Genomic DNA, 24,627 nt, shown 5'->3' on the forward strand with positions numbered 1-24,627 from the left:
ATTCGCATAAATGCCTTTTCAAACAGGAAAAAGACTACTTCGCAATTTCATCCTAATTTTTGGGCTTTTAATCAGCTCTTTTCTGGTTAATGCTCAGGTGATCAGACTTGAAAACAGTCCTGAAACATTTCTTGAAAGTTTTGAAAAGGTTTTTACTGATGCAAAGAACGAAACCTCCATTGCTGAATTTAGTCAATTTAAGCCTCATTTTGAAAATGAAATGAGCCCGGCCGAGCGGCAACAGTTTATTCAGCTATGCCAAACAATGGCCGGCAGAAACCACAAAATGCCGGAGTATTACTACCTCCTGGTTTTTCTCAATAATGCTTTCAATCCTGAATATTTTGATGCTCAGGCACGTGCAGACCTCCTTTCGTATTTCACAAAATTGTCAGCAGATCAGCCAAAAAACCGGGTAACAGAAATTGTGAAACAACTCACCGGTTTCCTGACAGACAGAATCGTTTATGAGGCTAAATTCAATAAACTCTATGCTTTCGGAGGTCAGTTTAGGCTAGGCTATTTTGATCAGGAACAAGACTATCTCAAAGAAGAAATTCCTCAGAGCACACAAAAATCAAGCCCTGAGGAAGACTTCGGCCTGTTTGACGATTGGGATAAGGAGGAAGAATATGATCCATGGGATGATCCCTCGCTGTCTATTGACCCTGATGAGTTTTACAGGCTTATTCCGCTTCCCAAAATCAAGGGTTTAGTGCTTTATCTTGAGAATGTTGATCTGGTGATGGTGAGCCCTTCAGATTCGGCCATTTTTCAGAATACTACCGGTGCGGTGGATTTAATGGCGAATAATTTCGTGGGCGAAAAAGGAAGTTTTGACTGGTCAATGGTCAATATACCCGAGGCAAAAGTTAATTTTTCTGAATACACTTTCAATATCTCAAAACCTTACCTCAAGGCCGAAAAGGTAGTTTTTGAATACCCCTCTTACCTCGCTGACACCGTTGAAGGTGTTTTTGAATTCAGAGGAGAAAACAGAAGAACCGGAGAAGCCATTACTTATCCAAGGTTCAAGTCTTATGAAAACAATGCTCAGTTTAAGAATCTTGAGGCTAGCCTTAGTTATAAGGGTGGATTTTCGTTGATCGGTAACCGCCACTTTTCCAGCTCGCTTTATCATAATATTTCAACACTTTTTGTGAACAAGGGTCTGCCCAATTCATTCAAAGTGGAAGGAAGAAGAATAGAGTTCACTGACTCTCTGATTACCTCAGATCAGATAAGTTTTACCAGCTATATCCGTGAAGACTCTATTTATCACCCGGCAGTACGTTTACGATACGATATTGAGAATAAGTTTTTGAACCTCTATAAAGTTTTCAGGGGCGGGTTCAGAAATACCATGTATTCAGATACTTTTCATGAGATGGACATCCGATCTGACGCCATGAAGTGGGATTTGAAAACTAATAAAATGGATTTCTATATCATTGCCGGCAAAGAAGAGGTCCCCGCCATTTTTCAGGGTTTCAATTATTATAATCAGGCTCATTTACGTGAGTTAAGTAATATTGCCGGCTGGAATCCACTGGTTTTTCTGGGAAATTACGTTTACCGAAAAAAAGTAAATCGCTTCACCCTTTTTGAGATTGAAGATAAAATTCAGCTTTCCCCGCGGCGAATCAAAGACGGGGTAATCATTGCCACTCAAATGGGCTTTTTAGATTATGACCCTCACTCAGACTCGTACAGTTTAAGCAGAAAAGGCCTTCATTACTTTAAATCATCTATCGGTCGGGGTGATTACGACGACCTGGTTTTCCAGTCTTATTCTGAAGAAGGTCAGAATAACGCCAGTATTGACCTAAACTCCAACGCCCTTGATATCGGAGGCACTTCTGAGTTCAGGCTTTCAGATTCCCTGGGAATCCGATTTCTTCCCAAAGACAAATCCCTTAAAATGGAGGGCAGCAAGTCTTTCAAGTTTGCAGGTGAAATCAGTGTAAAAAATTATCGTTTCTTTGGAGATTTTGAGGTGGATTATGAGCGTTTTTTGGTCAATCTAAATAGAATCGATTCTATTACCTTCACTCCGGTCAAGGTTTATAATAGCGGTCATATCAGTAACATCGGCGGTCAGGTGGTTTACGGAAAATCAGGGATACTCTACCTGAATGCCCCGGATAATAAATCAGGTCGTAGAAAGCTTCCTCAATATCCTCGTCTGGTCATTGAAGAAGGAGCTATTGTTCGTTTTGATGATTCCTTAAGACGCGAATTCACTTACCCGGAAGACGTTTTCTTTAAAATCGAAAGCATTGACCATGACAGCCTCAACAGTGTTGACATGGCCTATAAGGGCGTTTTTAATTCAGGCGGAATCATCCGGCCCATTCAGGAGACCTTGATCGTAATGCCGGATACCTCAATCGGGTTTAATCACCTACCGAAGGGAAACTACAAGCTCTATGGCACAAACTCCTCGTTTGATTTCGAAGAGAACCTGAGAATGACGAAGAAAGGTCTGACCTCAAAAGGAAAGCTAACTCACCTTGCTGCCCTGGCCAATGCCGAAAAAGCTCGCTTTGGCTCTGACGAACTTACATTCAACGGAAAGTCGGCCCTCATAAAAGAGGCCTTCCTTGGTCAGAATGTTTACTTCCCTGATGTCAAAATCAACGAATATGAAGCTACTTGGAAACCTGAAGTGGATAGCCTGTCAATAGCTTCTGATGAAACTTTCAGCTTTTATCAAGCCAGTACCGAACTTTCAGGAAACCTTGTAGTAAGAAATAGTGGACTTTACGGGCAGGGAAAACTCACCCGAAAGGACTCTGAGGCCAATTCCGATGCCATTAAGTTCAATAAGGCGGGTTTCCTTGCTGAGAATTCGGAGTTTATTGTGAAGTCAGAAGCTAATGCCGGCAGCCCGATTTTGAAGGGTCAAAAAGTACAACTTGACTTTAATGTAGATCGGCAAATTGTAAACATTTCACCGGAAGAGAGTGATTTCAACGACACCCTGAATGCGTCAATTGCCTTCCCGTATGCCGCATATAAAACCACCATTGATAATGCTACCTGGAATATTAAAGACCGTAAAATCTCCATGAAAGGTGATGTGGAGACCTCTCTTTTCTCGTCCACCGCTGAATCTCAATACGGACTGGAATTTAACGGAGAGGAGGCTCTCTATGATATTGCCGCTAATACCCTGAACATCTCCGGAGTACCCGGAATCAAAACGGTGGATGCCATTATTATCCCTGAAAATGGAGAAGTAGCCGTACGAAGCGAGAAGCTTTTACCATTTACGAATGCTACCGTAATTGCAGACACCGTCAATAAATACCACACTTTGGCAAACGCCAACATTACAATAAATTCAAAGCTCAGCTATTCGGGGGATGCTTCTTATCAATTTGTCAATGTGAGCTCCGATACCTTCAATATCAAAATGCAGAGTTTCGAATTCGCTGAGATTACCCCGGAGGGGCAAATTTTGGGTTCTAAACGCTCGGGGCAGCTATCAACTATAGCCCGGGCGAAAGTTACAGAAGCCGATAGCATTTTCTTATCGCCAAAAATGCTCTACATAGGTGAGCTAACCATGCTGGCTCCTTTCCGAAATCTTAGTCTCAAAGGGCAGGTCACTCCTGTTTTAGACCAGTATCCTGTACTCGGCAAAAACTGGATCAATTATTCGGGAAATAAGTCTGAAGAAATTCAGATCAATGTGGATGAAACACTAAAAGATGGTGGAAAAAGACTTTATGCAGGCTTACACCTGAACCCGGCGGCTTCGAGTGAGAGCCTCTACCCAACGTTCTTGTCGGCAAAACGTCAGAATGACGACCGGGATGTATTTCTGGCCAGGGGAGTTTTCAAAAGAGACGAACCGAATAAAAGATTTGTCATTCTCGGTACAGAAGAAAACCCGAGAAATTCACCCGGAAATAGCTACGAGCTTTATGATGAGCTGGGCTTGATTAAACTTGACGGTGAGTTTAATCTACTAAACAGCAATTTGAGCCAATATATGCAGACAGTGGGTCAAGCTGAGCTGGAGCTGGATTCATTGACCTATACTTTTAATACCCTTGTAAAATATAACTTCCCTGTTCCGCCACCGATACTGGCTAAAATGGGAGACAATATTGTCAAAACGAACCTTGACGTAGGAAATTCCGATCCTGCCATTGCTTTTGAAAACCCTGAGTTCTTAGCTAAGCTTGCACAGTTTACCGGTCCTAAAGGAGCGGAAGATTATAAAGAAGAGTATTACAAAGGGCATGTTCCACTTTTTAAACATTCGCCTAAATTCTTTGCAACAGCTGTCTTTAGCGACCTTCATTTGAAATGGAATCCTGTTTTCAACAGTTACCATAATGCCGGTAGAATCGGAATTTCGAACATCGGAGAAACCGACATTAATGCCATGGTACCCGGTTATTTTGAGATTATCAAAAACCCGCACAAAGGCGATGAGATTACTTTCTTCCTTGAGGTTTCTCCTAGCGTATGGTATTATTTTGCCTTTAAAGAAGGTCAACTGGGCATTGCTTCTTCAGATTTTGAGTTTAATAAAATGCTGACTGAAAAAGACAAGGCCTCTGCAAAGGGGGTTGAACTCATCAATGCCGATATGGCCGAAGCAATGAATTTCAGAAAGCGATTCATGATTTCGTATCTGGGTGTTGACGCCGAAATCTTTGAAAAACCAGCCAGAACACCCGTCAGTGCTCCAGGTCAGGTAGCTCCGGTTGCAATTCCTCAAACTGAGAACTCAAAAACTGCCCCTCAACAGAAAGAGGAAGTAGAACAGGACGGATTTTAACGTTTATTTTACCGACCTTTGCCCCTCGAATTGCAAAGCATCAGAAAATGAAGACCAAAGGAAACAGAAAAACCCATGTGAATATTGTTACGTTGGGTTGCTCCAAAAATGTGGTGGACTCCGAGATTTTATTTACTCAATTAAAGGGCAATGGTGTTTCAGTAGAGCATGAATCTGAGAACGATGACTCTAATGTGGTAGTTATCAATACTTGTGGTTTCATTGATAATGCTAAGCAGGAGTCGATTGATACCATTCTCCGGTATGTAGATGCCAAGGAGGCAGGTATTGTCGAAAAAGTTTATGTTTCCGGTTGTCTTTCTCATCGTTTTAAGGACGAACTGGCTCCAGAAATCCCTCAGGTAGATGCCTGGTTTGGCACCAACGAGTTACCAAGGCTTCTCAAAACACTCAAAGCTGATTATAAAAAAGAATTAGTAGGCGAGCGTCTGCTGACCACTCCGGCTCATTACGCTTATCTGAAAATTGCTGAAGGCTGTGATCGCCCATGTTCATTCTGTGCAATTCCGCTGATGCGTGGAAAACATGTGTCTACCCCGATGGATCAACTGGTGACTCAAGCGTCAAACCTGGCTGCAAAAGACACTAAAGAGTTAATCCTTATCGCTCAGGACTTAACCTATTATGGTCTTGACATTTATAAAAAGAGAAACCTTGCTGAGCTTCTTGACAAACTGGCTGATGTTGAAGGTATTGATTGGATCAGGTTACAATACGCTTACCCGGCCGGTTTCCCGATGGATATTCTGGAGGTGATTAAAAACCGCCCGAATGTCTGCAATTATTTGGACATGCCGCTTCAGCATGGATCTTCGGAGATTCTTAAACTAATGAGGCGAGGAATCAATCGGGAGAAAACTGAAGAACTGGTAGACAGCATTCGTCAAAAAGTACCGGACATCGCCCTGAGAACCACGCTTATTGCGGGTCACCCGGGTGAAACTGAAGATCATTTTGAGGAGATGTACCGCTTTGTCGAGAAAATGCGTTTTGATCGCCTTGGTATTTTCCAGTATTCTCATGAAGAAGATACGCATTCTTATAGTATGCCTGACGATATTCCTTCTGAAATCAAAGAAGAAAGAACCGACCTGATCATGGAACTCCAACAAGGTATTTCTTCTGAGCTTAATCAAAAGAAAGTGGGCAATACGTTTAAGGTACTATTTGACCGCAAAGAAGGTGATTATTTCATTGGCCGTACGGAATATGATTCCCCGGAAGTAGACAATGAAGTCTTAGTTCCCGCGAGCCAATATGTTCGCCTCGGCGACTTTGCCAATGTTAGAATTAATCGTGCTGAAGAGTTTGACCTTTTCGGAGATGTGATTTCTTAATTATCAGAACTCTTCAAATACTTAGGGAAACGCATAAATCGTAACCCAACCGAAAAATCAAGGCGATCCATAACGATTGGGCTATTGAGGATGTTTGGCCCCGAGCCATCGCCAAAATCAAGCTCATTTAGACGACCGTAGTTATAGCCAGCTTCAAGGCTGAGAATAATATCTCTACCAATGATATCATTGCCCAAAAGGAAATCCAAACCTAATGTGGCCGCCGCTCCCCACTGTTTACCCCGATAGTCAAACATGGCTCCGTTATAATCTCCCTGATCTGAATAAAGGTACATTCCCGGACCTCCGCCCAGCACCACAAAAGTCTTGTAGTCAATACTCTTTCTAAGAAACAAAGCAGGACCGATAAACTTTCGTGAGATATTATTAGAGATACTCCCCGAAGCTTCTGCACCCGTCATTTGATTAATATAGTTGATGTTGCTGGCCGAATTTGAGGATTTAAAGTCAGTATAAACTACTCCAAAACCAAAGCCCTCCATAGGAAAAAAGGCTAAATCAGCTCCGAAAGTCCAACCTTTCATTAGTTTCTCCTGATACAGGCCGAACGTATTATTGGCGACGAAATTATTGTCTCTGATATTACCAATCCCTCCCTTGGCTCCTACCCTCCATTTGAGATAGTTTTTAAATTCATTGGTAGCAGGTTCGATAACAGCCTTCTCTTCCACTTCCGATTTCTCGGTTAAAGTTGTCGTTTGAGGTATGATCTCCAGAGGCTTTTCCGTCTCAATTTTTGCATCTACTTCTTCTTCCCGGGTTTTGATTGGTGCGTCACTTTGAGTCGATCTCCCAACAGTTACTTCTTCCGTCTTTTCACTCTTCTGCTTAATCTCTTCTTCTGCCGTAGGAGTTTGCTCAGCAACTTTGGCTACAGTCTTATCCTTTGATTTCTTACTTGACTCAGGCAGTATCTGTGCTGATTCCGACATCGGTTTATTATTCTCAGAAATACTTTCTTTGGCAACGGCCTCCTTCTCTGCGGGAACTGGTTTCTCGGCCACTTTGGCTACAGCTTCATCCTCCGGTTTTTCAACTGACTCCGGCAGTTGTTCTTCCGGTTCCGACACCGACTTCTTATTCTCGACAAGCATTTCTTTGGCAATCGCCTCTTTCTCCGCAGGAGGTGTTTTCTCGACCACTCGTGCTACAGCCTCACTCGTGGTCTTCTTTTCAGATTCTTGTAGCTTTTCTACAGTATCTGCCGTCGGTTTCTTGTTTGAAGAAATGCTTTCTTTTGTAATGGTCTCTTTAACCTCAAGTGGTGGGTCAGTCATAACCTGCCCGGATTTGGGCAGATCAGACTTCTCCTCATTTGTAGATTGATTCACTACCTCAGCAAGACTGGCCGGTGTAGATTCTTTTCTTGATTTAGACCTACCACTTTTTCGATCTTCAATAACCGCCAAATCAGAATCGTATTTATTGTACTTAAAATCCTTTACGAGATTCTTAAAAATCTCGTTTCTTAAAACTTTTCCTTTTTTACCAACGTAGGCGTAAATGAATCGTGTGGGAGTTTCATCCAATATTCGGCATCGAATCTCTTCATCAGCCTGTGTGATGATGACGTCACGCTGTGCTTCAGCGGACAAAACAGCCAAAAACACAAAAGCGAGGGCCCAAACGGGCCTAACTCTGGTGACAAAATGAATAAAAAATCTATACATAGGAAGCTTGCACATCTGTTATCATTTCAAATAATTCAAAAACTATACCGTAATTCAATACACGACATCTACCAAATAATTTGAGCTGATCAAAAAGTGTAACTTGAAGAGTTTAGACAAAGCAACTTCAAGAGATAATTTTCTGAAAAAAAATCAAATAGCGGACCAAATGGAACGAATTTTGTACCGATTCGTTTGAAAAAGCACAAGGCATTAACCTGCCGTTAACTAATATTTACCGGCAATATTTTGACAATGTTAAGATCATTGTCTTATATTTCGCCTTTCTAAAAAAGATTTATCAATTAAACCAACGGATCGCAATATGGCATAAACCTCTACGTTAACTAAACGACATGTAAGAATGGAAAAAGTTCGAGTTAACGAGAGTGAGCTTGTATCAGCGTACATCCGTGGAGATGAATCAGCCTTCTCTACGCTAGTTGAGCGTTACAAATCAAAAATTTATACCACCATTTATTTGGTTGTCAAAGATCAGGAGATCGCAGAAGACTTGATGCAGGATACCTTCATCAAAGCTATAAAGACACTCAGAAATGGCAAGTATAACGAAGAAGGAAAGTTTCTTCCCTGGATACTGAGAATTGCTCATAATCTCGCCATCGACCATTTCCGTAGAGCAAAACGCTACCCAAAGGTGGTTTTTGAGGACGGAAGCAGTGTGTTTAACACTTTAAATTTCTCAGAGAACTCAATAGAGACTCGTCAAATTAAGAAAGAGTCTCATGAGCATTTAAGAGGTTTAATTAAGCAACTGCCGGAACAGCAACGTGAGGTACTCATCATGCGTCATTATGAAGAGATGAGTTTCCAGGAAATCGCGGATGCTACAGGGGTGAGTATTAATACCGCGTTGGGTCGTATGCGTTACGCTCTCATTAATTTAAGAAAAATGATGAGTAAATCTGTATATGCGTATGACACAAACCTTTACAACCAAGTTCAATGAGGTAATCCGTTATGTTTATAACGAGACCAGCAGTACCGAAAACCTGCTGATTGAAGAATCACTGACCCAAGACGAAGAGCTTCTTGATTTTTATCTGGACTGCCTGAATCTGAAGTCTGAAATGGACAAAATCCAACTGATTCCGTCAGAAAAGTCGATTAGTAACGTACTAGCGTTTTCTAGAAATTATGAGCCTGTGATTTAATCACAGGCTTTTTTCTTTTCAGACATTAAGAAAGACTTCATAACACTGCCAGCTATGGTCAAAAGTGTTATTCCTACACTTCCTAATCTCGTTTTAATCTCAACACTATTTTTTAATAGCCTTTTAATCTGGCTCTTAACGAGTTCTAATATGCTGTTCATAACTTACTATAAAAAAGAAGCTTATGAGACAGTCAAGGAAAATTCTCGTACCTAACGATTTTAGTGTTAGGCCTCTGATTCTTTTGAAGAAGATTATGGAGCAAGACCCTAATCATAATTTTGAAATTATGCTTCTTAATGGTGTCTATCCACCAGACAATGTCAGCAGCCTTCTTTTTTATAATAAAACGCGTGTCGTTAAAGAGAATGAATCCTCTGGATTCATCAACGCCAGAGATTTGTTCAGACAAAAATTTCGCCCAAGAATTAAGGCTTTTTATTCAGAAGTGATTACTTCGAAAAGCAGGTTTGCTCTTAATGCATTTCTAAAAACAAATAACATTCAGGAAATCTACCTTCCTGAAGGAATGAGCTTTCAGTTCAATCAACGTGAGAGCTTTGATCCAATTCCATTATTAAAAAAAGCATCTCTACCTGTAAAGACCATTTCTTTTGAGAATGAGCATGAGGAAAAAACTTCCAGACTGCGTGATCTGACTACCAATTTCATCAATGACCTTAAAGAGGCTCTGCTAAGTCCTCCATACGAAGGAAGGTTGGCGGTATCCTGATGAATATTGAAGATATTAGCTTACATAATATTCTCTAATTAGCACTTTTTTAAGCTCTCTCTTCAAAATTACATGAGAGAGAATCCGGGGATGATTGTAATCGGGTAGTTCAAGACCTGCCAAAGCTATCTCTTTTTCTGACACATCAACACGGTAAAGTAGCGAAAATAGTTTTGGGCTACTCTTTTCAAACAAAGGGGTAATTAGCCTTTCCAAGTGCTCAAGTAAATCTTGGTAAGAATCTTTTATCTGCTCAGAAAAATCAAAGCCAGACATTTCCATATCCTTTGAAATTTGGGCGATTAGTTTCTTTCGTAAATCTTCTTTCTGAATAAAAGAATCTATCTTACCCTTAGTAAGCTCCGGCAGGTTCATCTTGGATTAAACTGGTACAAATCGAAGATATCAAAAATATGTCTTCATCCGTATTTTGAGAGTCAATTCAACCCACCTCACTCATTCCTAAGTGATTTAACCGGGTTTACAGTAGCCGATTTGTACGAGAAAAAGCCCACTGCACCACCAGCGATCAGTAGAACCGTCAGCAGAATAAAAGTCATGTAACCGTAATTCAGGCCGCCATTGAACTTAAAAAGTTGAACATTCATAAAAAGGCCAAAAAACACCCCAAAAGGTACTGCAATAGCTGAAGCAACTAAAAGAAGCTTCAAAAAAGACCAGGCGAACATTACAATTATTTGCCTAATTTCTGCACCCATCACCTTTCTGATTCCTATTTCTTTAACTCTTTTCTCCGTGGTATAAATCAACATGCCCAACATACCCATCAGAGCTATTACAAAAATTATCACACTGGTAATACCCATAATTTTCATGTCTTCCACAGGGTAATACCTTTCATAGAGGTCATCTGCAAGCCAGCTGCCATGTGCTTCATCATAAGGGTATTCTTTGTTCCAAACAGCGTCCAGCTTATCTTCAAAATTGGCCTGATCAACCATCTCGTTGGTTCTTATTGCAGCGACCCGGAAAGCTTGTGGATTATATTGAAAAACCACTGGCAAAATCTGGTATTGATAGTTAAAATGACAGAAGTTTTTGATCACTCCTGAAATAATCAGCGGTTGATCAGTCTCCAGATAAACCTGTTGACCAATAGCCTCTTCAGGACTACCTAAAAGTAAGGCATCTACGGCCTTCTCATTAATAACTACAAAACCTCCGCTACTATCTCTTTGTGAGCTTGGCAGATTTTCACCAGCCAGAAAGTTCAACTCCATATTATCGATAAAGGCGGCATCAGCGGCGTAATAGAAACTTTGCTTTTTTTCGGCATCTGGTTCTCTCCCAAGACCAACTCTGGCAGGCATATTTCCAAATACCTGCGAGACATAACCCAGCCTTTGAACTTCATTCATTGATAAAATTTCGGAATGAAAAAAGTCGTTAGTACCCTCTTTTAAACTCAAATTATAAATACCCTTTCGATTAAAGTTTTCGTTTTCGGTCGCCATATACTCAAATTGATTAATGAGATGGCCGATGACAAAAACGAAACCGAGGGTTACGGTAAATTGAATGACCATCAGTACTCTTCTGAAACCAATTTTCCCAAAACTAGCCGGAGATAGCTCTCCCTTCAGCACCTTAGCCGGTTGAAAACGAGAGAGAATAGCAGCAGGAGAAATTCCGGCCAAAAGGCCAAGAAAAAGGGTAAACATGGCAAAAGAAAGTATAATAGCCCAGGGATGATCTACCTCCCAGGTAATCCAGCCCACATGAAGGTTATTCTTGGCTACCCAAAGCAGAAAAAGCCCAATAAGTAACGAGAAAAAAGAAATGATAACCGCCTCGCTCAAAAACTGACCAATCAGTTGAGAACGCACAGCTCCCATAACTTTACGAACCCCAACTTCTTTTGACCTGCTCAATGATCTTGCTAGGGTAAGATTGACATAGTTAAAAGCTGCCAGAAGTAAAATCATTAACGGGATGCTGAAATTGAATAGAATATCCCGAAAATCTTCAACGTATGGATTATTCTCAAGAATGGTTCGGGCAGGAGAAATACTATCAAAAGGCTGAGCAAAAAGCTCAATTTGCTTATCAACTTTAAGCAGAAAAGATTTTGAGGCCTGATTAGCAATTTGCTCCAAACCAATATTTAACTTTTTTAGGTCTGTTCCTTCTACAGTTTTTAAAAAAGTATGAGAATCCAAAACTGACCACTTTTCTTCTTCAGACTGCTCAGCTTTGAATTTATCAAAGGTGCTCATTGAGACCATGACGTCTGACTTGAATTGAGTTTTAGTTTTGTACTCTTTAAGTACACCCGTAATTCTGAAGCTTCCAAGATCCTGATGTTCGAGCGATTTACCAACTGGATTGGCATCACCAAAAAAACGGTCAGCCATTTCATTGCTGAGCACTAAGGTATTGGGTTCTGATGGATATGCTCCTTGCTCCAGCGGGAAGTTGAACATATCAAAGAATTGAGGCTCAGTGTAAATAGTATTTACATTTTGTGTTTTCAGCCTGTTGCTAAGTACCCAGCCAAAGTCACGAACCACTTTAGTGGCATTTTCTACTCCTGACAATTCACTTTTAAGTTTATCAGACAAAGCATAAGGAGATGAAGCACAAGATGTTACGATTCCCTCTTTTGAGATATCATCCGTAATCACCCGAACCAGGCGGTCTGTATCCTGATGGAAATTGTCAAATTCATAAGAACTTTGCAGCTGAATTAAAGCCAGCAAAACAAAAGGAATGGCTATTCCCAGACCAACAATATTGATAAAAGAGAATAGCTTATGTTTTGATAAGTTCCTCCAGGCGATTTTGATATAATTCTTCAGCATAGTTTCTTTATTTCTTGATGTTGGGTGTCAGATGTTTGGTGTAGTTGAAAGATGGCCCAGGCCTTTTTCCAATTCTCCTTTACAATTCAACCGTCCTCCACTTTTCTCCCTCCGAATCTACTCTCCTCTGACAAACTCCATCTGTTTCTTCAGTTCGTCTCTTTTGACGAAGGTTATCGGAACAAACTCATCGTTAGGGGAGCCGATGAAATAGAGGGTCCAATCCTGATCATAATCTTTGAGCATGTGGCGGATACATTCGGCCCTGTCAACCGTTGGAACCTCGCATTCCTGCCAGTAAAACAACTCAACCCGATAATGCAATTGCTGCTTTTGCCCATTAATGGTAACCTCAATTTCGACGTCCTGTTTCCCTTTACCTTCAGGGAGTGGTATTGCGATATGTGCCATAATATGTTTGGTTAAAAGTTACAGGTTAAACAGGTGATACACTCGTATCATTTTACTTTCAACCTGTAAACATGGTTCTCTTATTCGCTTCTCAAGCTTTTCACAGGATTCACAATTGCAGCTTTTATAGCCTGATAACTCACTGTTAGTAATGCGATCAGAACTGCCGCAATGGCTGCCACCGCAAAAATCCACCAGGCGATATCAATTCTGTAGGTAAAATCATTCAACCACTGGTTCATCGCATACCAGCTAAGTGGTAAGGCGACTAAAATGGCTCCACCCACCAGTTTAAGGAAATCGGCAGAGAGTTTCATGGCGATCTGATTAACCGATGCCCCCATAACTTTGCGAACTCCAATTTCCTTTGTTCTTTTTTGAGCGTTAAAGGCTGCGAGGCCAAACAGACCAAGGCAGGCAATCAATAGAGACAACACTGTAAACGTCATAAAAATATTTCCCAGACGCCGCTCGGTCTGGTAGGTATTATTGAAAGAATCGTCCAGAAAATAGTGATTGAAAGGTTGACCGGGAGCCACATTGTTCCACTCGGCTTTAATCTGGCTTATAGTTGAAGAAAAGTCTCCAGCCTTCAGTTTTACGGTCATTTTATTTCGGTGACCCGGAGTAATATTCAAAGCCAGAGGGCCGATTTTATCTTTGAAAGACTCAAAATGAAAGTTCCTGACAACCCCTATAATGGTAAAATAGTCTCTCTCTATACCGGTCGCCGCTACATTTGTAACTCTTTTACCAATTGCTTCATCCGGCTGAATCCCAAGAATAGAAAGTGCCGACTCGTTGACTAAAATAGCTGATGAGTCCGTACTGAATTGACGATCAAAATCACGCCCCGCCACAATTTCAAGATCCAAAGTTTTCAAATAGTCATGATCTACACGCCAGTTCTGCATCTGAATAGTCTTATCTTCAGGCCCCTCCAGGTCAAAGCCGCTGTCAGACCTGTTTGATGGTGTAGGCAAAAAGCTACTGATTGTGGCAGAAGCCACCATTGGCAAATCAGCTACCTGATTTTTAAACGTTTCCACATGATTGCCAGCAGCGTACACATCATCTATGATCAAAAGTTGATCTTTTGAGTAGCCCAAATCTTTGTTTTGAATGTAATTCAGTTGATAGTACACAACCAGAGTACTCACCATCAGAAATACAGAAACAGCAAATTGGAACACCACCAAAGCATTTCTGACTTTTCCACCACCTCCGGTAGTTTTGCCGTCGCCCTTAAGCACTTGTACCGGAATAAAACGGGAAAGGAAGAAGGCCGGATAACTGCCGGAAACCATACCAAGCAATAGGGTAACCGATAAAATAACGAGCCAAAACAATGGGTTCAAAAAAGGAATAGAAATGTCTTTCCCGGTAAGCTCGTTGAAAAGGGGCATAAAAACTACCGCCACCAAAAGAGCAAGGAGCAGAGAAAGAAATGAGACCAGACCAGACTCGGTAAGAAATTGACTAACCAAACCGGTTTTGTTTGAACCCAGAGTCTTTCGGATACCAACTTCTTTGGCCCGTTTTAATGATTGAGCTGTGGATAGGTTCATGAAATTCACAATGGCAAGAACAATCAGAAACAGAGCAACAAATGAAAGAATGTAAATGGTTTGCAGTGTGCTATTGGGGTTCATTTCTGCCACTCGATTTCCCGATAAATGAAGCTCAGTCAAAGGAATAGTTGCGTAACGTATATAATTGCCTTCGGCTTCAAAACTCTCCCGGTTTATTCCCGGCATAAAGCTTTCGGCATACGGCACCATATATTTCTCAAACAGAATCTGGAGCGGCTGCTGAAGGTCTTCGGCCCGGGTATTTGGAATCAGTTTAAGAAACGTATTGAAATTATTACTCCCCCAGTCAGGATCTCTAGATTCAGCATGGCTTTCCATGCTCATAAAAACGCTGTAGCCATTGAGGAAGGAATTGGAAGGCACCCCATCCATAACACCGGTTACCGTAAAATTTTCATCGTTATTGATGACCACATTTTGACCCAGAGCTGAGCTTTCACCAAAGTATTTTTTAGCCGCCTCTTGGGTAAGTACTACCGTATTCGGATCTTTCAGAGCGGTTTTAGAATCACCTTCCAGAAGTCTTAACCCGAAAAAGTCGATGAAGTTAACATCAGCAAAAGTACTCTTCTCTTCTTTTTGATTCTCAATGGTTTCAGGTCTTCTTACCAGCATACTTCCCCATTGTCGCAGCCGGGTGGCATCTTCTACCACATCAAAATCTCTTTTAACGGTCTCGGCAAAAGGAGCCACTAATACAGCAAACTCCTGAGCCTGCCCACCAAATTTTATATCCACCTGAGCCCTGTGAATACGATCAAAATCTTTGAAAGACCGGTTATAACTCAGCTCGTCTATAATATAGAGCGTAATGAGGAGCCCTCCCGCCATTCCAATAGCCAGGCCGAAGGTATTGAGAAAAGTAAAGAAAGGTTGCTTTCTCAGGTTTCTCCAGGCGATTTTTAAATAATTTCTAAGCATAGTTTCTTTGTTTTTCAGGAACATGGAGAAAGGAACAAGTAACAGGTGCCTATGGCTCCAATTTCCTTCACCCTTAAACTTTTAACCTTTAACTTTCCATCATTCACTCCTTAGCGATTTTACGGGATTAACCATGGCTGCTTTAATAGCCTGATAACTAACGGTAATGAGGGCAATTGCTACTGCAACCAAAGCCGCTAACGCATATACCCACCAAGGAATCTCTATCCGGTATTGAAAATCCTCAAGCCACTTATTCATCGCATACCAGCCTAAAGGCAGTGACATCAAAATGGCGATGAAAACGAGCTTCAGAAAATCAGAGGATAGTCGGTAAACGATCTGGCCAACACTGGCTCCCATTACTTTCCTGACCCCTATTTCCTTGATTCTTTTTTCAGCATTAAAAGCTGCCAGCCCAAACAGACCTAAACAGGCAATGAGGATTGATAAAAAGGTAAAAATCATGAAAATTTGACCCAGTCGCTGCTCAGCTTCATATGTACTGTTGAAAGAGTCATCCATAAAATAATAATTGAAAGGCTGTCCAGGGGCTACAGATGCCCAGGTTTCCTCTATTTGACTTATCGTTCTCTCAAAATCACCAGCCCGAACCTTTACAATCATTTTATCTGAATAATTGCTCAAACGCATGCTAAGAGCACTGATATTTTGGCGAAGCGACTCAAAATGAAAATTCTCAACCACACCAATGACCGTATACGTTTGAGAATCACCTGTTGTACCAAATGGATCTACAATTCTCATCCCGATGGCATCTTCAGGGCTTCTCCCGAAAAGGCGGGCTGTAGTCTCATTGATTATCATGGCCGAAGAGTCAGTGGCCATATTTCGATCAAAATCTCTACCAGCAGCCAGCTTCATTCCCATCGTGGAAATGTACTCCTGCGATACCGTCCACTCCTGCATATTTACATTTTCTTCCTGCTCGGGATGGCCTTCTTCGTAAAAGGTGTTATCAGAACGATTTGATGGTGTAGGCAGGTAGCTACTTAGGGCTATTTGTTCTATTTGGGGCAGTTGTTCCACCCTTTCTTTAAAGGGCTGTATTTTCTGATAAGAACTCCCTAAATCATCAATAATCAAAATCTGACTTTTCTGAAAACCGACGTCCTTATTTTGGATAAAACTAAGTTGTCGAAATACTACGACAGTACTAAGAATCAAAAACACTGAGATGGTAAACTGAAACACCACCAGGGAGTTTCTGATATTGCCACCACCTTTTGAACTACTAAAAGTGCCTTTCAAAACCTTCACCGGCGAAAATCTTGAGAGAAAAAATGATGGGTAGCTGCCTGAAAGCAACCCTAATAATAAAGATGAAAACAACAAAACCAACCAGAAAACGGGGTTTGCGTACGGTATGGAAATGGACTTTGAAGCCAGATTATTAAAGAGCGGCAAAACCGCAATAGCTAGTATTAATCCAAAAAACAATGAAATCATGGCCACCATCACGGACTCAGTAAGAAACTGTCTGATCAAGCCGGATTTCTCTGAACCTAACGTCTTTCTTATCCCCACCTCTTTGGCCCGTTTAAGAGAGTGAGCAGTAGAAAGGTTCATGAAATTTACCGAAGCCAGTATTATCAAAAACAATCCAATGAAGAAAAGGATATAAACGTTCTGGCTATTGCTGTTTGGACTCATTTCGGCCACCTTGCTAGACTTAAGGTGGATATCTCTGAGTGGCATGAGCACATAATTCAGGTAATTACCGGTAGCCAGAAATTGCTCGTGCGTTATACCCGGGAAAATGGCCTGAGCCCAGTCCATCACATACGTTCTTACAATCTTTTGAATTTCAGACTCAAAAACTTCGGGCTTTACCTGATCGTGTAATTTGATGAATGTGGCGTAATTATGACTTCCCCATTGAGTATTTAGAGCATCGTCATTTCCCGCCATGGCCATAAAAACAGTGTGGTCTCTCAAAAAAGAATTCTTGGGCAAATTGTCTATAACTCCAGTAACCGTATATACAACTTCATTATCAACAGTTAACGATTTCCCAACAGCGTTCTCCTTACCAAAGTGCTTCTCTGCCGCCGTTTTGGTGAGCACCAATGTGTTTGGTCTCTTCAGGGCCGTTTCAGCGTCACCTTCCAATAATTGAATATCAAACAAATCAAAGAAAGTGGAATCAGTAAATGCGGAATTATCCTCCTTGATATTGATTGTATTTTCAGGGCTTCTTAACAAACGGCTACCAATATTTCGCAAACGAGTTACCTTCTCGACCTGTGAGTATTCATTAATCAATGTTGCAGCTAATGGAGCCGGAGCAACCGCCATACTTGAGGCCTTACCTCCAAAGTTTATATCGGCATCTACACGATAGATATGCTCCGAATCAGTAAACATTCGGTCAAAACTTAACTCATCATAAATATAAAGGCCAATTAAGAGGCCACCCGCCATACCAATAGCAAGACCAAACGTATTGAGAAAAGTAAAGAAGGGCTGCTTCCTCAGGTTTCTCCAGGCGATTTTAAGATAATTTTTAAGCATAACTCTTTCATTTAATGCATCCCGAGCGTCCGCAGGACTCTGCGGGTAGTCGAAGGGAAACATAGTTTTCAATTTTGGAAGAAAGGAGGAAGGAACACAGAAAACGGATTTTTCCTTTCGCCACTCTCCATGTTCCCTTCTCCTTCTAAAGCTTTTTCATAATTTATAGATTACTATTTCAACTTCATGCCAAAAAACATAAATATCTCATTAACAATTATTTACAAGTAAAACAGTATTGATAAAGTGTTCATTTACGAACAGTTACCCATATAAACGAACAAGATGGTTTTAGCAAAATGGAAAGGGATGAGAAAAAGGGATTTACGGTTCAATCTGTCTTGTTGAGAAAACCATTATTTTCGTAAAAAACAATGCTCTTGCCATGTCTTCATATCTCCATAAAGTATTCCTCTTATTTTTTCTAGTATTGAGAATTGGCTTTGCTCAAGGTGAAAGTAACAGGACAATTCGGGTTTTGACCTTCAATATTTTCCACGGAGCTACTATGAAGGGCGACTTTGACCTTGACCATATTGCTTCGGTAATTAATAGTGTGAAGCCAGACTTGGTGGCTCTTCAGGAGGTTGACCACCTGACTAACCGGTCTAAGAAGTATAATCTCATGAATGAGTTGGCCATCAGAACAAACTTTTCTCCTCTCTTTGCCCGGGCCATGGAATTTGACGGAGGAGAATATGGGGAAGGAATCTTATCAAAATTCACCTTTATCTCAAGCCGGAATGTGGCCTTGCCATACCCAAGTGATAAAGAGCCAAGGGCGGCCGTTGAAGTTGTGGTCAGAATCAATAAATCGGACACCATCGCTTTTGTCGGTACTCACCTTGATCATACTTCAGAAGAAGTCAGACTGTCCCAAGTTGAAGAGATTAATAAAGCCTTTTTGCCAAATAAATACCCAACTATTCTAGCAGGAGATTTAAATGCTGTACCGGGTAGTGAATCAATAAATACTTTGGAAAAACAATGGCAGACCTTTTACAATCCGGTAAGCTATGAAATCACATTTCCGAACCAGTCAAATCCTGACGAGGCTTTGAAACTTGATTACATTATGGCTAAGCCTAAACAGCGATGGAAGGAGCTTGAGAGGCAGGTGATCAAAGATGATATCGCCTCCGATCATTATGCCTTGCTATCCGTGCTTGAGCTGATTGACCCCTAATTATCGGGTGTAATGAATATCACTGCCTCCACTACTATGACAATCGCAGCTTCCTTCTACCCAAATGAAAGCATCACTTCCTCCAGAGGCATTGATCTTAGCATTCTGAATTCTTAGATCTTTTGCTTTAATATCTGACCCACCAGAAACAGTCCCTTCAAAATTTCGGGTTTCACCTGAAAGAAAGAGGTCTGAACCACCGGAGGCATTGGCCCTGATATTGTCGGCTTCTAATTCCATTTTTACATCGCTCCCCCCACTCACCGAAATACGTAGATCCTCAAAAGAAAGGGGTTCCTCTCCAAAGACATCAGAACCACCGCTCGCTCCCAGTGCTTCGAGCTCCCTGAAAGTAACAAAAGCCTTTATTCTACGATCGAAATTCCAGCCTTTCCAACCCATATTTCTCTCAAATCCAATACGAAGTTGACCATCGTGAACCTCGGTAATCACATCAGACAAGTCGCCATTTTCAACGGTAAGACGAACCGATTCAGAAGAACCTTCAGACAGATAGAGATCAATTCCAGAAGAAACCTCAATGGCATTAAAGCTCTCCACATCCCGGTTCTCTTCATCATTTGATTTAGACTGAACCTGACAAGCCTGAACAGCCAGAAGAAATAGTATTGCTAAGTATCTCATAATCATAAATTTAGTTTTTTTATCGGAACAAGGAGAACTCAACATGGAACTCGTAGTATGACTTTATTTTTCGTTCTCCTTTCTCATTTTAACCTTTGTCCTTCAACTTTTAACTACCCCTACTCGCTTCGTAATGATTTAACCGGATTCATTAATGCCGCTTTTATACTCCTGAAACTAATAGTCAATAAAGCCACAACTATAGTCGCTAAGCCAGCCACGGCATAGACCCACCATTCAATGTTCACGCGGTATTCGAAATCCTGCAGCCAAAGATTCATAAGATAATAACCTAGCGGAAATGCTACTAAAAATGAAATAGCAATGAGCTTTAGGAAGTCTTTGGAGAGTAATGCGACAATCTGAGGAACCGAAGAACCCAGTGTTTTCCGTATCCCAATTTCCTTAAAACGCTGCTCGGCAGTAAAGGTGACAAGGCCAAAAAGACCCAGACAGGCTACAAAAATGGTGAGCAAGGCAAAAGCACGAAGCAAAGTATTCATGTGCGTTTCCTTGATATAAGTCTCATTATAAAGCTCATCCAGAAATGCATATTCAAAGGTTTCGCCGGAATCAAAAGAATCCCATTGAGTTTTCATGCTGCTTATCAAGCCGGCCACGTCTTCGCTTTGTGTTTTAATAATCAAACCATAATATGGACTGTAACGCATAATCAATGGCTCAATAGGTTCCCTTAATGAGAGAGCGTGAAAATCCTTCACCACACCAATAATTTCGAGGTTTTCCCGATTACCATCGCCATCGGTAGAGGCCCTGAGTGTCTGGCCCACAGGATTATTATCTAAAGCAAATGCCTTAATTGCCGTTTCATTGACAATCACACTTTTTTCTTCAGAGCCATATTCCTGAGAGAAGTTTCTTCCCTGAACCATGGTCATTCCCAAAGTTGGAATATAGTCTTCATCAATATTATAGACCTTGGTACGTATCACCTGAATCGGCTCATGTTTCGTATCCACGGTTGTCCCGTTTTGATCGGTGGAGCCCGCCGGAACAAACGCCGATGTAGTCACACTAGCGACCCTCGAGTCAGACTTCAATTCGGTTTTGAAAGCATCCAGATTATTCCCAAGTCGGCCGGCGTCACGTAAAACAATAATTTGCTCCCTCTCGTATCCCACGTCTTTGTTTTGAATAAAATGCATCTGATAACCCACCACCAGAGTACCCATGATAAGTATCACTGAAACTGCAAACTGGAAAGTAACCAGCCCTCCCCTAACACCCTTACTGGCGGAAGAAGTAAACCTGTTTTTCAGGGCCAGCAATGGCTTAAAAGAAGACATAAAGAAGGCCGGATAGAGCCCTGCCAAGAGCCCAACCAGAAGTGCAAGAAAGAGCAATCCGGCACCAAACTTAATATTGAGTACCTGACTCACAGTAAATGACTTATCGGCTAATTGATTGAAAAAAGGCAATGCAATAACAAAAACAGCCAAACCCAAGAGTACCGCAATTGCAGAAGCAATAAAGGCTTCAGACAAAAACTGAAAAACCAGCTGCCTTTTCTCCGACCCCAATACCTTTCGCATACCTATTTCTTTAACGCGTTTAGAGGCACTGGCCGTCGATAAATTCATGAAGTTAATGCAGGCAATTAACAGCATAAAAAGAGCGATAGCCCCAAACATATACACCGTACTACGGTTACCGGTGCCACCTCCGCCTATTGATGCCGCCTTTGCTTCGGAAAAGTGAACATCACTCAGGGGCTCGGTGAAAAGGTTGACATAATTGCCCATTGCTTCAAACTCCTCATAAGACTGTCTCAGGGCCGTGGCCAGCTGCTCACCCATATATTTTTTTACGAAGGGAGCCAGTTTCGCCTGAAAGGCCTCTGTATTTGTCCCCTCTTTAAGCAGCACATAAGTGTGGTAACTCCCTCCTATATAAGATTGATTTACAGCATCTTTATTGCTACCCATTGAACCCAAATGATCAAAGTTGAAATGTGAATTGTCGGGAAAGTCAGCAATGACTCCTGTGACCGTGTAAAGGCCATCATTTTCGGCATACCCACCATTCCCATAAAAATTAACTCCTTCAATTTCTAGCGTTTTACCGAGTGGGTCTTCACTTCCAAAATATCCTTTGGCCTGACTTTCGGTAAGCACCAACTGATTAGGGCTGGTTAAAGCAGTGGTTTCATCACCCTGAATAAACTCCACCGTAAAGACCTGAAAGAAATTGGGGTCAATGAAAGCAAAAGCACCATTTCTTCTAGCTTCATTTTGATACGTTATTTTCGGTTCTCCCAGGGAAGTATAAGTTCGTGTGGCCGCTTCTACTTCCGGAAAATCTCTTTCAAGAGCTGCTGCAAAGGGTGCGGGTATTCCTCCTTCATTGATGATCTCTTCACCAATCTGTGCCTTCAACACAATACGCTCAATACGGTCTCTTTTTTCATGCTGGCTATCATAGGTCAATTCATCCACCACAAATAACATGATAATCAAACAAGTAGCCACTCCAATAGCCAACCCAACAACATTAATGGCAAAGGTGCTTTTGTTTTTGAGAAGGCTTCTCCAGGCGATTTTGAGGTAGTTTTGTATCATGTCATTTTCATTTTGCCGAAACATGAGAAAGGAAAATGGTTGTGCCCATCCTCCTTTCTCTTTAAAAGCTTTTTCATAATTCAAAGACTACGAATTTCAACATCGTGCCAAAATTTATAAAAATTTGATATTCATATAGTTACAATATCTCTTTCATGAAAAATCTGTCCGATATCGAACATATTAATCCATCATTGAACAGCATCAAAAGAGCTTTGGAATTAAATGCGTAGACTTACGGTCTCAAATCTTACCGAATGAAACTTCTCAAAGCATTTTCACTATTCTTCATTGGCATTGCAGTCGGCTGTACTAAGCAGACTTCCCAACCAGAGGTTCAGGGCACCTGGCAGCTACAAACAGGCACTTTAATTGAAAATGGTGACACCACCCTTACTGACTACACCAAAGGTCAATCGTTCATCAAAATTCTGAATGAAACGCATTTCGCCTTTCTATTGCATGATCTTCAACAGGGAAAAGATAGCACTTCCGCCACATATTCAGCGGGTGGAGGCACCTATGACCTCGATGGCAATAAGTACTCCGAACATCTTGAATATTACTCGGCACGTGAGTGGGAAGGCCACGATTTTAACTTTGAAATAGAAATAAATGGAGATACGCTGATTCAACAGGGTGTGGAAGAACTCCCTGATCAAAACATCAAACGCTATAACATAGAGAAATACCTGAGGGTCAAATAGCCTGCCCGAAGGTCAGCAGAGTACCGGCAGGGTCAATCAGCGAAAACTCTTTTTGATTCCAGGGCTTGGCCTCCAACGGGCCATTGGGGTGAATTTTAACCCCTTTTTCCTGAACATTCTGATAGAATTCCTCGATGCCCTCAGACACCCGCAGGTAAATCATAAAGTCAGATTTGCGGGGTTTCAGTTTAGGGAAATGAAAGAAGTGCAGCTCAGCTCCTTCTTTTTTCATGATGAGGTAATCCCCCCAATCAGATAACAACTCAAACCCCAGACCTTCGCTGTAGTAATTCAGGGTTTCTTCTTTCTCAATAAACGGAATTTTTGGAACGACGGAGCTGATCATAAAGCGAGAGATGGTATATTCGGAACTCAATTTATTCAACCGCTCAAACATTTCAAACAGCTATGTCATTTCAAGCCTACATTGACAATATCAAAGCCAAAACCGGCAAATCACCCGAAGACTTCAAAAAACTGGCCGAAGCCAAAGGTTTTATGGAAAATGGTGCCTTAGTAAAAACCGTTAAAGCCACCGAAGTCACTAACTGGCTCAAAGAAGAGTTTGAGCTTGGGCACGGGCATGCGATGGCGATTTATGCTACGTTTAAGGGAAAGAAGTCATGAGCTAATAACAAATTGAAAACCGAACAACAAAACTTTTTAAACCCTATGAAATACCTTAACCTCACTCTTTTTTTCATCTCTCTGAGCTTTTCATCCTTTGCTCAAAAACGCAGCAATCTCTCTTCTTCACTGAATTATGGCAGAAGCGTGGCAGTTTTTGGGGGCTCGGTTTCGGTGATTCCGCCCAGTGATAGTGCCAAAGTGCTGTGGGAGAAACATTTGGGTATGAACATAACCAATTACGGCGTACCTGGAGCTGGTTTTTCGTCTTTACAGGGCAAATCACTGCAAAAACAAGTGGACGAGGCCGGCGTTTATGACATTTATGTACTTTGGGCTTCTACCAACGATTACACTAACAAAAGAGCCATTGGAGAATATACTGATTACACGTCATTTGACGATTTTGATACGGAAAAACTGGTAACGCAGGCTGGTGGTATCAATTATTGCATCAAAAAGATTTACGAAATCAATCCCAAAGCTCTGATCTACTTTTTCACTTCCAGCAAGGCTTTTCATGAGCGGGGCGGCTTTGACCCTTTTACTAAAAACGGCATGGTAGCTTACGTGGACATGCAGAAAAAGATTTGCGAGCTACACGGAATCCCTTATCTGGATCAGTTTACGCAAGCGGGTTTTAGTGAGTATAATAAAGACCTTTACTACCGCGATCCTATCCATAATAATGTGGAAGGCTACAAAAAACTGGGAGAGGTTCAGGTTTCGTTTCTGGCGTTTCCTTAATGCTGAAAAACAATCCTCAAACGTCTTCAAAAGCATTTCACCAAAATTTACAATCTGCTTTACACTGTTTTACAGTCGAGTTGAGGAGGCTTAATTCTCA

General features: G+C 41.4%; 18 protein-coding genes. 9 read left to right on the top strand and 9 right to left on the bottom strand.

Going from position 1 to position 24,627, the window contains the following annotated elements; genetic code table 11:
• The first annotated feature begins 10 nt into the window (after window positions 1-10).
• On the top strand, window positions 11-4,798 hold the full coding sequence (locus AFM12_RS15965; protein ID WP_055150141.1) for a hypothetical protein: 4,788 nt from the start codon (window positions 11-13) through the stop codon (window positions 4,796-4,798).
• A 47-nt stretch (window positions 4,799-4,845) separates the two neighbouring features.
• On the top strand, window positions 4,846-6,156 hold the full coding sequence (gene rimO / locus AFM12_RS15970; RefSeq protein ID WP_055150144.1) for a 30S ribosomal protein S12 methylthiotransferase RimO: 1,311 nt from the start codon (window positions 4,846-4,848) through the stop codon (window positions 6,154-6,156).
• Here rimO and AFM12_RS15975 read toward each other — a convergent pair.
• The gene (locus AFM12_RS15975) at window positions 6,153-7,847 is read right to left on the bottom strand and encodes a hypothetical protein (protein ID WP_055150145.1); all 1,695 of its coding nucleotides are present in this window, start codon (window positions 7,845-7,847) and stop codon (window positions 6,153-6,155) included. The two genes, rimO and AFM12_RS15975, sit on opposite strands and share 4 nt — an antisense overlap.
• Before the next feature lie 364 nt (window positions 7,848-8,211).
• On the opposite strand from AFM12_RS15975, the gene AFM12_RS15980 reads away from it, so the two are divergent.
• From AFM12_RS15980 to AFM12_RS15990, 3 genes are all read left to right on the top strand, one after another.
• The gene (locus AFM12_RS15980; RefSeq protein ID WP_055150148.1) at window positions 8,212-8,817 is read left to right on the top strand and encodes an RNA polymerase sigma factor; all 606 of its coding nucleotides are present in this window, start codon (window positions 8,212-8,214) and stop codon (window positions 8,815-8,817) included.
• Window positions 8,786-9,022, top strand: a complete 237-nt coding sequence (locus AFM12_RS15985; protein ID WP_055150150.1) for a hypothetical protein — start codon at window positions 8,786-8,788, stop codon at window positions 9,020-9,022. The genes AFM12_RS15980 and AFM12_RS15985 overlap by 32 nt, the downstream gene beginning before the upstream one ends.
• Before the next feature lie 184 nt (window positions 9,023-9,206).
• Complete coding sequence (locus AFM12_RS15990) at window positions 9,207-9,755, top strand: hypothetical protein (RefSeq protein WP_131458411.1); 549 nt, start codon at window positions 9,207-9,209, stop codon at window positions 9,753-9,755.
• A gap of 15 nt (window positions 9,756-9,770) precedes the next feature.
• Here the strand turns inward: AFM12_RS15990 and AFM12_RS15995 are convergent, their stop codons facing one another.
• From AFM12_RS15995 to AFM12_RS16015, 5 genes are all read right to left on the bottom strand, one after another.
• Complete coding sequence (locus AFM12_RS15995) at window positions 9,771-10,130, bottom strand: hypothetical protein (protein ID WP_055150155.1); 360 nt, start codon at window positions 10,128-10,130, stop codon at window positions 9,771-9,773.
• A gap of 77 nt (window positions 10,131-10,207) precedes the next feature.
• Window positions 10,208-12,577 carry an ABC transporter permease gene (locus tag AFM12_RS16000; RefSeq protein ID WP_055150157.1) on the bottom strand — a complete coding sequence of 790 codons (2,370 nt, stop codon included), beginning with the start codon at window positions 12,575-12,577 and terminating at the stop codon, window positions 10,208-10,210.
• 117 nt (window positions 12,578-12,694) lie between these two features.
• Window positions 12,695-12,988 (bottom strand): hypothetical protein, encoded by a 294-nt coding sequence (locus AFM12_RS16005; protein WP_055150159.1) that lies wholly within the window; start codon window positions 12,986-12,988, stop codon window positions 12,695-12,697.
• A gap of 80 nt (window positions 12,989-13,068) precedes the next feature.
• Window positions 13,069-15,501: an ABC transporter permease gene (locus tag AFM12_RS16010; RefSeq protein ID WP_055150369.1), complete on the bottom strand. Its 2,433-nt coding sequence runs from the start codon at window positions 15,499-15,501 to the stop codon at window positions 13,069-13,071.
• A 99-nt stretch (window positions 15,502-15,600) separates the two neighbouring features.
• Window positions 15,601-18,036 (bottom strand): ABC transporter permease, encoded by a 2,436-nt coding sequence (locus AFM12_RS16015; protein ID WP_055150372.1) that lies wholly within the window; start codon window positions 18,034-18,036, stop codon window positions 15,601-15,603.
• A 385-nt stretch (window positions 18,037-18,421) separates the two neighbouring features.
• Here AFM12_RS16015 and AFM12_RS16020 point away from each other — a divergent pair, with 385 nt between their 5' ends.
• The gene (locus AFM12_RS16020) at window positions 18,422-19,222 is read left to right on the top strand and encodes an endonuclease/exonuclease/phosphatase family protein (RefSeq protein WP_082391380.1); all 801 of its coding nucleotides are present in this window, start codon (window positions 18,422-18,424) and stop codon (window positions 19,220-19,222) included.
• Here the strand turns inward: AFM12_RS16020 and AFM12_RS16025 are convergent, their stop codons facing one another.
• Both AFM12_RS16025 and AFM12_RS16030 read right to left on the bottom strand, forming a co-directional pair.
• Window positions 19,223-19,867, bottom strand: a complete 645-nt coding sequence (locus tag AFM12_RS16025; RefSeq protein WP_157687438.1) for a head GIN domain-containing protein — start codon at window positions 19,865-19,867, stop codon at window positions 19,223-19,225.
• A gap of 119 nt (window positions 19,868-19,986) precedes the next feature.
• Window positions 19,987-22,446: an ABC transporter permease gene (locus tag AFM12_RS16030; RefSeq protein WP_165492357.1), complete on the bottom strand. Its 2,460-nt coding sequence runs from the start codon at window positions 22,444-22,446 to the stop codon at window positions 19,987-19,989.
• Between the two features lie 257 nt (window positions 22,447-22,703).
• Between AFM12_RS16030 and AFM12_RS16035 the strand changes: the two genes are divergently transcribed.
• A complete protein-coding gene (locus AFM12_RS16035; protein ID WP_055150168.1) occupies window positions 22,704-23,153 on the top strand; it encodes a hypothetical protein in 450 nt (149 codons plus the stop codon).
• On the opposite strand, the gene AFM12_RS16040 is transcribed toward AFM12_RS16035, so the two are convergent.
• On the bottom strand, window positions 23,146-23,499 hold the full coding sequence (locus tag AFM12_RS16040; RefSeq protein WP_055150378.1) for a bleomycin resistance protein: 354 nt from the start codon (window positions 23,497-23,499) through the stop codon (window positions 23,146-23,148). The genes AFM12_RS16035 and AFM12_RS16040 overlap by 8 nt on opposite strands.
• Window positions 23,500-23,561: 62 nt before the next feature.
• Here AFM12_RS16040 and AFM12_RS16045 point away from each other — a divergent pair, with 62 nt between their 5' ends.
• Window positions 23,562-23,780, top strand: coding sequence for a DUF4287 domain-containing protein (locus tag AFM12_RS16045; RefSeq protein WP_055150170.1), 219 nt, complete (start codon window positions 23,562-23,564; stop codon window positions 23,778-23,780).
• Between the two features lie 45 nt (window positions 23,781-23,825).
• On the top strand, window positions 23,826-24,527 hold the full coding sequence (locus AFM12_RS16050; protein WP_055150172.1) for an SGNH/GDSL hydrolase family protein: 702 nt from the start codon (window positions 23,826-23,828) through the stop codon (window positions 24,525-24,527).
• Window positions 24,528-24,627: the final 100 nt, after the last annotated feature.

Source organism: Jiulongibacter sediminis (assembly GCF_001306455.1).
Taxonomy (GTDB): Bacteria; Bacteroidota; Bacteroidia; order Cytophagales; family Spirosomataceae; genus Jiulongibacter; species Jiulongibacter sediminis.

Excerpts from the sequence above, each read along its gene's own strand:
- AFM12_RS16015 (WP_055150372.1), bottom strand. The coding sequence starts at position 18,036 with ATGCTTAAAAATTATCTTAAAATCGCCTGGAGAAACCTGAGGAAGCAG.
- AFM12_RS15990 (WP_131458411.1), top strand. The coding sequence starts at position 9,207 with ATGAGACAGTCAAGGAAAATTCTCGTACCTAACGATTTTAGTGTTAGG.
- AFM12_RS15980 (WP_055150148.1), top strand. The coding sequence starts at position 8,212 with ATGGAAAAAGTTCGAGTTAACGAGAGTGAGCTTGTATCAGCGTACATC.
- AFM12_RS16050 (WP_055150172.1), top strand. The coding sequence starts at position 23,826 with ATGAAATACCTTAACCTCACTCTTTTTTTCATCTCTCTGAGCTTTTCA.
- AFM12_RS16030 (WP_165492357.1), bottom strand. The coding sequence starts at position 22,446 with ATGATACAAAACTACCTCAAAATCGCCTGGAGAAGCCTTCTCAAAAAC.
- AFM12_RS15985 (WP_055150150.1), top strand. The coding sequence starts at position 8,786 with ATGACACAAACCTTTACAACCAAGTTCAATGAGGTAATCCGTTATGTT.
- AFM12_RS16020 (WP_082391380.1), top strand. The coding sequence starts at position 18,422 with ATGTCTTCATATCTCCATAAAGTATTCCTCTTATTTTTTCTAGTATTG.
- AFM12_RS16045 (WP_055150170.1), top strand. The coding sequence starts at position 23,562 with ATGTCATTTCAAGCCTACATTGACAATATCAAAGCCAAAACCGGCAAA.
- AFM12_RS16035 (WP_055150168.1), top strand. The coding sequence starts at position 22,704 with ATGAAACTTCTCAAAGCATTTTCACTATTCTTCATTGGCATTGCAGTC.
- AFM12_RS16010 (WP_055150369.1), bottom strand. The coding sequence starts at position 15,501 with ATGCTTAGAAATTATTTAAAAATCGCCTGGAGAAACCTGAGAAAGCAA.
- AFM12_RS16040 (WP_055150378.1), bottom strand. The coding sequence starts at position 23,499 with ATGATCAGCTCCGTCGTTCCAAAAATTCCGTTTATTGAGAAAGAAGAA.
- AFM12_RS16000 (WP_055150157.1), bottom strand. The coding sequence starts at position 12,577 with ATGCTGAAGAATTATATCAAAATCGCCTGGAGGAACTTATCAAAACAT.
- AFM12_RS15965 (WP_055150141.1), top strand. The coding sequence starts at position 11 with ATGCCTTTTCAAACAGGAAAAAGACTACTTCGCAATTTCATCCTAATT.
- rimO (WP_055150144.1), top strand. The coding sequence starts at position 4,846 with ATGAAGACCAAAGGAAACAGAAAAACCCATGTGAATATTGTTACGTTG.
- AFM12_RS15975 (WP_055150145.1), bottom strand. The coding sequence starts at position 7,847 with ATGTATAGATTTTTTATTCATTTTGTCACCAGAGTTAGGCCCGTTTGG.
- AFM12_RS15995 (WP_055150155.1), bottom strand. The coding sequence starts at position 10,130 with ATGAACCTGCCGGAGCTTACTAAGGGTAAGATAGATTCTTTTATTCAG.
- AFM12_RS16005 (WP_055150159.1), bottom strand. The coding sequence starts at position 12,988 with ATGGCACATATCGCAATACCACTCCCTGAAGGTAAAGGGAAACAGGAC.
- AFM12_RS16025 (WP_157687438.1), bottom strand. The coding sequence starts at position 19,867 with ATGAGATACTTAGCAATACTATTTCTTCTGGCTGTTCAGGCTTGTCAG.